Genomic DNA, 12,389 nt, shown 5'->3' with positions numbered 1-12,389 from the left:
GAACAAATGTATGTTATTATTGTGTTAGCACAAGGGATATGCCGCAGGCACGCACATCAGCAGGCGGCACTCTTTGTTTCTTGCGGATACTCAAGCAAATTCTTTTCTCGAAGCCACCTGCATACCTTAACTGAATGTTTTTAAGACTTTCGGAATGAAAGGAAGGCGGAGCTATGTCTGAAAAGGCCAAGAGAACCCGTGAGACAACAGGAAGGCTCGACAAACTGCAGATGTTCGAGGGTAAAGAAATTCGGTCGGCATGGGTGGAAGAAGAGGAAGATTGGTATTTTTCAGTTGTCGACGTGGTGGGGGTGTTATCGCAGAGCAGTAATCCGAGAAATTATTGGAAGGTACTGAAGAAAAGACTAATTGATGAGGGAAGTCAGTTGGTTGCAGAATGTAACCAACTGAAAATGCAATCAGCGAAAGATGGTAAATACTATCAAACTGATGCTGCAAATACCGAACAAATACTCCGTCTTATCCAATCGATTCCCTCTCCTAAAGCAGAGCCGTTCAAGTTATGGCTTGCTCAGGTTGGCAAAGATCGCATTGACGAAGTATTTGATCCTGAACTCGCCATCGAGCGTGCCATTTCGTACTATCGCCGCAAGGGCTATACGGAAGAATGGATCAGTCAGAGGTTGTTCTCCATTCGTATTCGTAAGAACCTTACGTTTGAGTGGAGCGAACGCGGGGTGAAAACCAATGCGGAGTATGCGATCTTAACCAACGATATCTATCAGGCTTGGTCGGACATGACGGCGCGCGAGTATAAAGATTTCAAGGGACTCTCAAAGGAAAGTCTTCGTGACAATATGAGCGACATGGAGCTTGCGCTCAGTGCACTCGCCGAAGCCACGACGGCGGAGATCGAGCGTGCCATCGATCCTGATATGTTTTCAGAGCATCGTGAGGTGGCGAAATCGGGTGGTGAAGTGGCGGGTGTCGCACGGTTTGCGGCAGAGAAAAAAATCGGGCATTCAGTAATCTCGCCGCAAACAGCTCCCGATTTCGGTCGTCTTGTGGCCGAAGTAGTGGAGGTGCAGGCGATTGAGGAATAAGTACGCTACAGAAAAGGCGGGAACTGGTGGTGAAATGAGGGGCGGGGTTGGACTCGCGTGTGTTCCCGCCCCTCTGGAAGGGTGGACTCGGCGCTGCACCCTGCGCTGCACGCAGTACGCAGCTGGAGTACAATAGCGGGCATGTCTATTGAACAGAAAGCCGCACAGGCGCATGATCGGGTATCAAAGGAGGCTGCGCATGGTGCGCGGGCGCATTCCGCCTCGCACATCGAGCCCGTCGCCCCGCACGTGACCGCCCGTGCCGTGCTCGCGAAGTTCGCGAGCTACTACAAGCCCTACACGTTTTTGTTCGTGGCCGATCTGGTGGCGGCTTCGGTGCTCGCCGTCATCGACTTGGCGTTCCCGCAGTTTCTGAACTTCTTCACCAAGGAGTTCTTTTTGCAGCCGCCTGAGGTTATCCTAGCCGGGCTTGGGTGGATCGCACTGGGGCTGGGCGCGTTGTATTTGCTGCGCACAGGGTGTCAGTACTTCATCACGTGCTGGGGCCACATCATGGGCGCACGCATGGAAGCCGACATGCGTACGGATCTGTTCAAGCAGTTCCAGCGCCTCAGCTTCTCGTACTACGACCGCAACAACACCGGCGAGATGATGAGCAAGCTGGTAACCGACCTATTCGATATCTCGGAGCTTGCGCATCACGGGCCGGAGAACCTGTTCATCTGCATTCTAAAGATCGCGGGTTCGTTCGCGTTGCTGTTCATGATCAACGTTCCGCTCACGCTCATCATGATGGGCGCAACCGTGCTCATGGGCGTGTATGCGGTATGGAAGAACTACCTGCGGCGCACCGTGTTCACCGAGAACCGGGCACGCATGGCCGACATCAATGCGCGCTTGCAAGACTCGCTCGGCGGCATCCGCGTGGTGAAGTCGTTCGGCAACGAGGCCTCCGAGATCAAGCGTTTCAAGCAGGCCAACCAGCGCTTTGTGGATACCAAGGAGAGCTCGTATCGCTTCCTGGGCGCGTTCCATGCGGCGAACTCGCTGTTCACGGGCGTGCTGTACACGGCTACCATCGTGGGTGGCGGCTACTTCGTGGCCACGGGAGGCATGGCCGTGACCGACTTGGCCATCTTCGCGCTCTACATTGGCATCTTCGTGTCGCCGGTGGAGCAGCTCATCAACTTCGTTGAGACGTTCCAGAAAGGCTACGCGGGCTTCCGGCGCTTCATGGAGGTGCTGGTGGAACGGCCCGACATCCGCAACCGCGCAGATGCGCTGCCGCTGGCCCAGACGGAGGAGGCGCGCCATGGCGACGCCCTTGTGCGGGGCGAGGTGCGCTACCGGGGCGTGGATTTCTCCTACGACGGGGAAGCGGCGGTGCTGCGTGGCCTTGACCTGACCATTCCTGCTGGTGCGACGGTGGCGCTGGTGGGTCCCTCCGGCGGCGGCAAAACCACCACGTGCTCGCTGCTGCCGCGCTTCTACGAGGTGGATGCTGGCTCGGTCGAGATCGACGGCATCGACGTGCGCGACGTGACGGTCGAGACGCTGCGCGATGCCATCGGCATCGTGCAGCAGGACGTGTACCTGTTCGGCGGCACCGTGCGCGAGAACATTGCCTACGGCAAGCCCGATGCCACCGACGAGGAAATCGAGATTGCCGCTCGGCGCGCGAACATCCACGCCTTCGTGCAGACGCTGCCGCATGGCTTTGACACGCTGGTGGGCGAGCGCGGCGCGCGCCTGTCCGGCGGGCAAAAGCAGCGCGTGGCCATCGCGCGCGTCTTTTTGCGCGACCCGTGCATCCTTATCCTAGACGAGGCCACGAGTGCGCTCGACAACGAAAGCGAGCGCGCCATCCAAGCCTCGCTTGAGGAACTCTCCGTCGGTCGCACCACGCTCGTCATCGCGCATCGCCTGTCCACCATACGCAGTGCCGACCTCATCGCTGTGGTGGAGGGCGGTCGTGTGGTGGAGCAGGGCACCCACGATGAACTGCTGGTGCTCGCCGGCACGTACGCCCGGTATTACGAGATGCAGTTCGGGCGTGGCGTTTTCGAGGCCGGCTGATCCTCCTCTTCGGACGAGGACTGTCCGCGCGCGCTTCGCATGAGGGAGGGGATCTTGTGCGGCTCTAACGATACGAGTTCGAGATCATCTCGACAAAGGATTTTTCCAAAAGCGAAAGCTCCTTGCCTTTTTTCCAGAAAAGAGAAAGGGGCATCTTGATCGGGTTTTTACTGCGGTCGACAATAGGAAGGATGCGGATATTGTCTCCCTTTGTCATGCGGAGGGCATGCTGGTAGGGACGCACTGCGTATAGCTCTCGGTTGATGACCACATCGATATCGCTGTCTGCTCTCATCTGGAGTGGGGAAATATTGACAGGTAGCTGCTCGTCTTGAGATTTCTCGATAAAGAAATTATTGAATTCTTGATCTTCCGAAAGTTGAACCAGCTGGCTGTGGGCGAGTTCTTCGATGGTGACCGTATTTTGCTGCGCGAAGCAGCTGCTCTTGCTTGAGACGAGTGCCGCTAAGGGGAAACGCTTGAGCAAAGTGCCCTCCAAAAAATCAGAGCCGTCGCTCGGTAGGACTCCGATGCCGAAATCGAGCGTTCCGGAGGCAATGGATGCGATGATTGAGTCTCCTCGCATTTCGACGAAACTCGGTGCGATTGCCTTATAGGATTCATGGAAATTAAGCAGATCGTCCCACGCGATCGTTCCACCGTGCTCTTGGAAGCAAAGCGAGTGTATGCCGACAGAGAGTGACGAATTGTACTCCAGCAATTGGCGCTCGGTCATATCCTGCAGTCTTTCGAGTGCTTTAAGGATAGCCCGGGCTTCTTTGCAAAACGTCTCCCCAAACGCTGTGAGCGCTATTCCGTGGGGCCCACGATCAAACAGGGCGATCCCGATGCGACCTTCTAGTACTTGCACCCCTTTCGAAACCGCTTGTGGCGATACGAACAACTGTTTTGCTGCTTGAGCATAGCTCCCCGCCGTAGCGGCAGCTACCAGATACTCAAGGTGCCTCATTTCCAAATCGAGCATGATCTCCCTCAGCTCTCTTTAATGGCCCCCCGCTATCCAAGATGTTTGAAGGTAAAGTATATCAAATCGCGCAGCTATGCGCTCCTTTCTGCTGCCTCAAACAATGGTTGGCCTGTCTCAATCTGCGGTTGGGGCTCTTTCAAATTGGTTGTGCTCGTCAACGTTTACTTGCTTCACCCCGCGTGGTTGGCGGTTGTATATTGGGGATGTCGGCAGGAGTTGCCTGTTTGCCTTGGGCCTGTTGGGCAAAGGCAATTCGTTAGGGAAAGGGGATACTATGACGGGAAGTTTCGAAAGAAGAGATTTTTTCAAAACCATGGGAGTTGCGGGGGTTGTTCTGGCTGGTGGAAGCATGCTTGCAGCATGCTCTCCCGGTACGGCGAAACCATCAGTGGAGGCATCTGGTTCGCTGCTGGCTGCCGATATCAAGTGGGATGAAGAAACCGACATCCTCGTGGTGGGGTCGGGTTTCGCTGGACTTGCCGCAGCTATTGAGGCAAAGACGGCGGGAAGCGAGGTCGTGCTTATCGAGAAGATGCCCATCTACGGGGGAAATTCTGCCATCAACGGAGGTGACATGGCCGCAGTCGGGACTCCTCTTCAGGTAAAGGCAGGCGTCAAAGATGACCTCGCGTTGATGGAGGCCGACATGTTGAAGGCCGGTAAATACTACAACCATGTCGACCGCGTTAAGGCGGTAGCTGAAAACTCCGCCGCTGCGGTAGAGTGGTGCACAAGCCTCGGCGTAGAGTTCACGAAGCTCAACTTTCATGGAGGCCATTCCGTTCCGAGAACAAACACCACATCGAACGCCACAGGGGCTGACATTATCAAAGCGGAGGTGGCGAAGCTCGAAGAGCTCGGCTCCGGGGTAAACCTCAACACTAAACTCGCTCGGCTGATCGAAGATGAGGCAGGTCGGATCGTTGGTGCTGAGGTGCGAAAGAACTACAAGCTTGGCAACGAGGACAGCGGCACGACCGCCTATATCAAAGCCAATAAGGCAGTCGTGCTTGCCTCAGGTGGCTTTTCGAACGATGTAAAGATGCGGGTTATTCATGAGCCGAGGCTTACCGATGCTATGACAAGCACCAACCATGAGGGCGCTACGGGCGAATCGCTGCGCGAGGCGCTCAAGCATGGGGCCATGGACGTGCATATGGATTGGATTCAGCTGGGGCCTTGGACGAGCCCCGACGAGTTAGGCTTTGGGTACACGCCCCAGTTTTGCGAGCGGTTGGTAGGATTCGGCCTGATGGTTGATCCTGAAACGGGAAAGCGCTTCGTGAAGGAAACGGGGGACCGCAAAGAACGCGCCGACAAGATGCTTGCCCTCGGTAGGATTACCCTGGTTTTAGGGGATTCGGTGGCTTGCGAAAAGCAGGTGCTTCCCCGCATCATGGAAGGAGGGCAAGAGGCGGGCGTTATTTTGAAGTTTGATACGCTCGAAGATATTGCGAAAGAATTTGCTATTCCCCAAGACGTTTTTTTGGCTGAAGTCGCGCGTTGGAACAGCTTCATTGAGAAAAAAGTCGACGATGATTTCGGTGCTCTCATCATGGAGGGCGCTACGCCAACCCAGACCCCTCCGTTTTATGTGGCCAAGCTCTGGCCGAAGGTTCACCATACCATGGGCGGGTTGGTGACCAACTTGCAAGCGCAGGTTATCAACCAGGATTACGAGCCTATTGCTGGCTTGTATGCAGCAGGTGAAATCGCTGGTGGAACCCATGGCGCTGTTCGTTTGGGTAGCTGCGCGATCACCGATTGCGTCGTGTTCGGGCGTATCGCCGGACAAGAAGCAGCGAAAGAACCTACGCAAGCATAAAAGGTACCTCGAATGACCCTGAATACTCCCTCCCGATACCGGTTGGGAGTATTTGCGTCTGTCGTCAATACCTGCAACCCCTTCACCTTTCGGTTTACCGAGGGTGATCCGTTCCATTGCTTCGTTCAGCATTGTGGACGCAGTGAGCCCAGCTCCTGGCCCCGACCCCAAACCTCTAGAGAAGAAGCTTGTTTCGACAGGTGACTCCTTGGGTGTGATGTCTTTTGCGGTTCTCGCACTCATGGTTTTAAGCGGCGTAGTGCTGGTTATTGCTCGCAAGTTTTCGGGGTTATGGTGTTTTGAACGGTGAAACCTGTGAAACCTCAGTGCCGTTTGGGAAATTGTGACCGATGGACCCTTGCGAGGTGGGCTTCGCTTTGATAATATACCACTTCGCGTGTTTACTTAAGCGAGTACGGACGACCGGCTCGTCCGGCTGAAGAAGGAGCATAGATCATGGCAGTACCTAAGCGCAAAATGGGCCGCATCCGCACCCACAACCGTCGCAGCGCCAACGATAAGATTGCAGCGCCCGCGCGTTCCGTGTGCCCGCAGTGCGGCGAAGTGAAGCTTCCGCATCGCGTGTGCGGTAACTGCGGCTTCTATAAGAACCGCGAAGTCATCGAGACGGACTAACCCGTCTCGCAGCGCTTGCGCTGAGACTTGCATTGACAAGCCTCCCTGCATACCAGCGTTTGCTGGGTTGCCGGGAGGCTTTTTCTGGTTAAGAAGAACGAGGCCGCCGACAAAAGGAGACGTAAATGTCAGATGAGGTCACCATCACCGTAGATGCGATAGGCGGGGACCATGCTCCCGGCGTGGTGCTGGAGGGTGTGGCAGACGCGCTTGCCGCCGATGCGGGCCTGTCCGTCATCCTGTGCGGCCCAGCCGAGGTCGTCGGCCCGTTTGCCGCAGCGCACGAGCGGTGCGAAGCGCAGGCTACCACGCAGGTTATCGACATGGGCGAACATCCGGCCAACGCGGTGCGCACTAAAAAGGACTCGTCTATCGTCGTAGGCTGCCGCTTGGTGAAGGAAGGTGCCGCACAAGGCTTCTTCTCGGCAGGTTCTACCGGTGCGTGCCTGGCTGCCGGTACGTTGGTCATGGGTCGCATCAAGGGCGTTGCCCGTCCGGCTATGGCTACGGTCATTCCGTCGCCGGTGCGCCCCGTCGTTTTGTGCGACATCGGCGCCAATGCCGATTGTAAGCCCGCCTACCTGGTGCAGTTCGGCCAGATGGCCACCGTCTATGCCGAGAAGATCGTCGGGATACCGAACCCGCGTGCGGCGCTTCTGAACATCGGCGCGGAGGACACGAAGGGCTCACAGTTCGCCCAGGAAGCCCACGCTCTTCTGCGCGAGCAGCTGCCGAACTTCGCCGGCAACGCCGAGGGCGGCGATATCCTGGCTGCGAACTTCGACGTCATCGTCACGGACGGCTTCACGGGCAACGTGTGCCTGAAGACCATCGAGGGTACGTCCAAGACGCTGTTCAAGGCGCTCAAGGGCATTATGATGAAGTCGCTTGCAACGAAGCTGGGCGCCCTTGCCTTGAAAGGCGGGCTCGGTCGGCTTATGAAACAGGTAAGCCCCGATACGTACGGCGGTGCACCGCTTTTGGGCGTGAAGGGCGCGTGTGTGGTGGGACACGGCTCGTCGGGCGCCCTGGCCGTGAAAAACGGCGTGCTGACCACGGCCGGCATCGTGCGGGCGGGTGTTTCTGAAATAATCGCGCAAACGGTTGCGACAGGCGCATCCTCGGGCTCGGCAAGCGCTTCCTCGGCTACAATGGACTAAAGCGGGAAAGCCCCGGCGCAAAGGCGTTTGGGGCTTTCTGCGCGCTCGTCCGACGCTTCGCCTTACTTCGGCCAAACGTCGCACGAGTGCTGCAGGAGACGCGAAACGCACGTACCGACCATGAGAGCTGAATCGCACATGACCCTGACCGAAGAGCAACAATACAAACTGGCCCGCGCGCAAGAGATACTCGACTACCGTTTCGATAGCGAGCAACTTCTGCTCTCGGCCATCACCCACCCCTCGGCAACCGAGGGCAAGGCTGTCAAATACTCCTACGAGCGTTTGGAGTTCCTGGGTGACAGCATCCTGGGTGCCATCGTGGCGGCTATCGCCTTCCATCGCTACCATGACCTAGACGAAGGCGGCCTGACGCGCATCAAGGTTGCGCTTGTGTCGGGTGCGAGCCTGTCGGAGGTGGCGGCACGCCTGGGGTTTGCCGACATCATCGTATTCGGCTCGTCCGAGACCGGTACGGGCAAGCGCGGCTTGCATTCGGCGCTTGAGAACGTGTACGAAGCCGTTGTGGCCGCGTTGTTCTTGGACGGCGGCATCGATGCGGCGCGTGCGTTCGTGGAGGAAACGCTGGTGCCGCGCATGTCGATGGACATGGCGAGCGAGCCGGAGAACCCGAAGAGCGCCTTGCAGGAGAAGCTGCAGGAAGACGGCATCACGCCCACCTACAAGCTGGTGGAGATGCAGGGTCCGCCGCATGACCGTACGTTTGTGGCGCAGGTGTTCGCCGGCACCCAGGGCATGGCACGCGGTACCGGGCGTACGAAGAAAGAAGCCGAGAGCCAGGCTGCCAAGAGCACGCTTGCCCGCTTGGGCGAGTTTTTGGGTCTGGGCGCCTCCGAGGAGGAGCGTGCCGAGAAAGCGGCGGCCTCCAAGCTGGCCAAGGCTGAGAAGGTGGCCGCGCGGGCCGAGGAGCGCGCGCGCAAGAAGACCGAGCGCGCCCAGGCCAAGCAGCGCAAGCAGGGGTAGTCTGTGTATCTGAAGTCGCTGGTTCTCAAAGGGTTCAAATCGTTCGCCGACCGCAGTGTGCTCTCGCTCGAACCGGGTATCACGGCGGTCGTCGGGCCGAACGGCTCGGGAAAATCGAACATCTCGGATGCGGTGCTGTGGGTGCTAGGCGAGCGCAATGCCAAGAACCTGCGCGGCCAGGCTATGGAAGACGTCATCTTTGCCGGATCGTCGGCGCGCAAGGGCACGGGTCTGGCAGAGGTCGACCTCGTGTTGGACAACTCAGACGGCACGTTGCCGATCGATTTTTCGGAAGTGTCCCTCACGCGCCGCATGTACCGATCTGGCGAGAGCGAGTACTTGATCAACGGCACGGTAGCCCGGCGCATGGACGTGCTGGAGATCCTGCACGACACCGGGCTTGGCACCGGCACCCATTCGATCATCTCCCAGGGCAGCCTGGATTCCATCTTGCAATCGAAGCCCGAGGACCGTCGCTCGCTTATCGAGGAAGCCGCCGGTGTGCTGAAGCACAAGCAGCGCAAGGCCAAAAGCGAGCGGAAGCTCGAGCATATGGACCAGCACCTCACGCGGGTGAAAGACGTGGTCGCCGAGGTGGAGCGGCAGCTGGGGCCGTTGGAGCGCAAGGCGAAGCGCGCGCTAGCCTACCAAGGGCTTGCCACCGAGCTGGCCGATCTGACGCTGGCCCTTGCCGTGGATGATTTGCGGGTGTTGCAGCGTGCCTGGGACGAGGCGGTAGCGCGCGAGAAGGCGCTGGACGAGGAGCTGGAGCAGAAGCGCACCGCAATCACGCAGGTCGAGAAGCGTGCAGAGGAGCTGCAGGAGCGCATCCGCCGCGACGGCACCGATGCAGGTGAGCTGGCGAAGCACCATCGGCGTGCGTCGTCGGCTGTTGAGCGCATTGAGAGCGCAACGCTGCTGTTGCGAGAGAAGCGCCGTGCTGCCCAGGATTATGAGGCCGATCTGCGCATTACCCTCGAGGCGAACAAGGAAAAGCGCGCTCAGGCCGACTCCGATCGCGTATCGGCTGCGTCCCAGCTCGCCGAGGTACATGCCGAGCGCGCACGGGCCGACGAGGCAGTGGCGCGCCTTACGCAGGAGCGTGCGCAAGCTGCCGAGAAACGCCGTACGCTTGAGCGCGAGGTGGAAGAGCTTACGGCTTTGCGGCGTAGCCAGGAGCGCGAGCGCGACGAGGCGAAGCGCGAGCAAGCTGCCACGCAGGAGGCGCTGGCCAACGGATTGGCGCATGCCAAACTCATCGACGGGCACAGCAAGGAGCTGGCGATACAGCTTGAGCGCGCGCAAACCGACCATGCCGAGCGCGCCGCGATCGTGCGCGAGCGCACGGATGCGCTGGCTGCGCTGGAGGAGCGCGAGCGCGTTGCTCGCGAGCGCGTAGGAGCGTCGTTTTCTGCTCGCGAGGCCGCTCGTGTAGCACTTGACGAAGCGCAGGATGCCGAGCGCCTGTTGGCCTCCCAGATCAAGGGTATCGAGGAGGTTGAGCGTGCCAGCCAGGCGGCTGGGCCGGCTTTGGCGTGGTTGCTGGAGCAGGAAGGGAGTCTTACCGCTGGCTTAGCGCCGCTGTCGCATGCGGTGTCTGCGCCTGAGGGGCTCGAAGCGCTCGTTGAGCGTTTGCTGGGGAGTGATTTGTCTGCCTTGTTGGTAGACGATGCGCGCAGCGCACATGCGGTGGTGGAGGCGCTGGTCGAGCGCGGCGAGGCGGGTGACGTTTCGCTCGTGTTGCGTGTCGACGCTGCGACGCGCCCGGCGCTTGCGCAAGCTGCTACTCATAGGCTGATCGACGAGTTGTCGTATCCGGCAGAGGCGGCTCGCGCGGTGGAGGCGCTGCTGGGCGATGTGATTGTGTGCGAGAGCCTAAGCGATGCTTTTGCGGCGCATGAGCGGGATACAAAGGGCCTGCGCTTTGCCACGACCAGCGGTTGCGTGGTGTGGCCAAGCGGCAAGGTGTGGGTTCCGGGCGCTCCCGACAACGAGGGGGAAGGCGTGCTAGCGCGCCACCGCCGTCTGGAAGAGCTGCGTACCCTTCTGTCTGAGGCGACGCAGACCCGCGCGGCGGCTCAGGCGGCATCTGCCCAAGCGGAAGATTTCTATCGCAGCGCCCAGACGGAGAGCTTGAAGCTGTCGCAGGACCTAGCCGAGCTGCGCGGAGGTGCACAGGCTGCAGCGGCCGATGTGGAGCAAGCCGAAAATAAGCTTGCCGCCGTGCGCCGCGAACTTGAGGATGTTGAGCGCCAGCGTGCCGAGGCTGAGCGTACGGTATCCGATGCTCGCCCAAATGTTGAGGAACTGGCGGCGCGCGTTACGGCGCTCGAGGGGGCAAGGGAGAAGTCGCGTGAAGCGCTTGCGGCCAAGCAGGATGCTGTTGTGCCCCTCCGCAAAGAGGCTGGACGCCTGAACGACGCTTTGAACGAGGCGAAACTCAAAGCGGCTACACTGGTCGAACGCGAAACCTATACGTCGCGCGTGGCCGATGCACGTGTCCGCGAGATCGAGCAGATCGACGCGGCCGATGCCGACGCAGGCGAGAACCTCGTGCGCAAGGTGGTGGCTCAGGAACGTATCGAGCCCCTGCTTGCGTTACTCGATGAGCTGTCCGACAGTGCACGATGTCGTACGCGCAACCTAGAAGAAGCTGCCAGCGCTGCTCAAGACGCCACGAGCGGCATGCATCATGCCGCCAATGAGGCCCGTGCGGCCTCTCGTGCTGCACACGATGCCTTCGACGAGGCTAACGCTCGCATGGGGCAAGCGCGTGTCGACAAGGGCCGTCTGGAGTTGCAGGTGGATGCGGCGGTGAACGCCATTGTGCACGATTGCAAGACTCCCCTTGACCACGCACTCGGGCTTCCCTCGCTAGAAGATCGCGGTACTACCGAAGACCAGGCATTCAAGCTGCGCCGTCGCATTGCCAACATGGGCACCATCAACCCCGATGCCGCCGACGAGTATGAGCGCTTGCGTGGACGCTACGACTACCTGGCTGCCCAACTGGCCGATCTCGACAGCGCGCGCCGCTCGCTCATGAAGATAGTCCGCGTCATCGATGCGCGCATGAAGGACGACTTCATCCGCACCTACGAGGCGGTGAGCAGGAACTTTAGCGAGATATTCGCCGTGCTGTTCCCCGGTGGCTCGGCCGAGCTCACGCTGGTGGATCCCGACGACCTAGAGACAACGGGTGTGGAGGTGACGGCGCAGCCGAGGGGCAAGCGCATCACGAAGATGATGCTCATGTCCGGTGGCGAGAAGTCGCTCACGGCACTGGCGCTGCTGTTCGCGGTGTACCGCATCCGCACGACGCCGTTCTACATTCTCGACGAGGTGGAGGCCGCGCTCGACGACTCGAACTTGCGTCGCCTGACGATGTACCTGGAGTCGCTGCGCGATTCGACGCAGCTCATCATGATCACGCATCAGCGGCGCACCATGGAGATGGCCGACGTGTTGTTCGGCGTGTCCATGCAGGCCGACGGTGTGACGAAGGTGGTCGGCCAGAGACTGGAGAACGCGCTGCGCCACGCGGAATAAGGTGCTCCAACGCCGTCTTCTAGATGCTGAGAACAGGTTCTCCTTGGCGGGACCTTCCGCTCGAATACGCCGACGGGAAGAATACCCATAGACGGTTTTGCACGAGTTTACAAAAAGGACCCCGGTAGGGGTTCTTTTTGTAAACG

The 12,389-nt window shown here is 59.4% G+C and carries 8 protein-coding genes and 1 pseudogene; 8 read left to right on the top strand and 1 reads right to left on the bottom strand.

Annotated elements, in window-relative coordinates; genetic code table 11:
* The first annotated feature begins 173 nt into the window (after positions 1–173).
* A complete protein-coding gene (locus RR842_RS07470; RefSeq protein ID WP_332553232.1) occupies positions 174–1,064 on the top strand; it encodes a Bro-N domain-containing protein in 891 nt (296 codons plus the stop codon).
* A gap of 141 nt (positions 1,065–1,205) precedes the next feature.
* Positions 1,206–3,101 carry an ABC transporter ATP-binding protein gene (locus RR842_RS07465; protein ID WP_332522121.1) on the top strand — a complete coding sequence of 632 codons (1,896 nt, stop codon included), beginning with the start codon at positions 1,206–1,208 and terminating at the stop codon, positions 3,099–3,101.
* Positions 3,102–3,165: 64 nt separating this feature from the next.
* Here RR842_RS07465 and RR842_RS07460 read toward each other — a convergent pair whose 3' ends face one another.
* Positions 3,166–4,086: a LysR family transcriptional regulator gene (locus RR842_RS07460; protein ID WP_332513275.1), complete on the bottom strand. Its 921-nt coding sequence runs from the start codon at positions 4,084–4,086 to the stop codon at positions 3,166–3,168.
* A 277-nt stretch (positions 4,087–4,363) separates the two neighbouring features.
* On the opposite strand from RR842_RS07460, the gene RR842_RS07455 reads away from it, so the two are divergent.
* The 6 genes and pseudogenes from RR842_RS07455 to RR842_RS07430 all read left to right on the top strand — a co-directional run.
* Positions 4,364–5,914: a flavocytochrome c gene (locus RR842_RS07455; RefSeq protein ID WP_332517440.1), complete on the top strand. Its 1,551-nt coding sequence runs from the start codon at positions 4,364–4,366 to the stop codon at positions 5,912–5,914.
* 456 nt (positions 5,915–6,370) lie between these two features.
* Positions 6,371–6,550, top strand: coding sequence for a 50S ribosomal protein L32 (gene rpmF / locus RR842_RS07450; RefSeq protein ID WP_332513278.1), 180 nt, complete (start codon positions 6,371–6,373; stop codon positions 6,548–6,550).
* A 125-nt stretch (positions 6,551–6,675) separates the two neighbouring features.
* Entirely contained in the window at positions 6,676–7,710 is a 1,035-nt protein-coding gene (gene plsX / locus RR842_RS07445) for a phosphate acyltransferase PlsX (RefSeq protein WP_332513279.1), read from the top strand.
* A 138-nt stretch (positions 7,711–7,848) separates the two neighbouring features.
* A complete protein-coding gene (gene rnc, locus RR842_RS07440; RefSeq protein ID WP_332513280.1) occupies positions 7,849–8,694 on the top strand; it encodes a ribonuclease III in 846 nt (281 codons plus the stop codon).
* Between the two features lie 3 nt (positions 8,695–8,697).
* Entirely contained in the window at positions 8,698–12,243 is a 3,546-nt protein-coding gene (smc, locus tag RR842_RS07435) for a chromosome segregation protein SMC (RefSeq protein WP_332729364.1), read from the top strand.
* A gap of 8 nt (positions 12,244–12,251) precedes the next feature.
* Positions 12,252–12,344: pseudogene (locus tag RR842_RS07430) on the top strand (IS5/IS1182 family transposase); the annotation flags it as partial.
* Positions 12,345–12,389 lie beyond the last annotated feature (45 nt).

It is taken from the genome of Gordonibacter sp., from assembly GCF_036667095.1.
Lineage (GTDB): Bacteria > Actinomycetota > Coriobacteriia > Coriobacteriales > Eggerthellaceae > Gordonibacter.
This window is presented reverse-complemented; position numbering and strand designations above follow the sequence as displayed.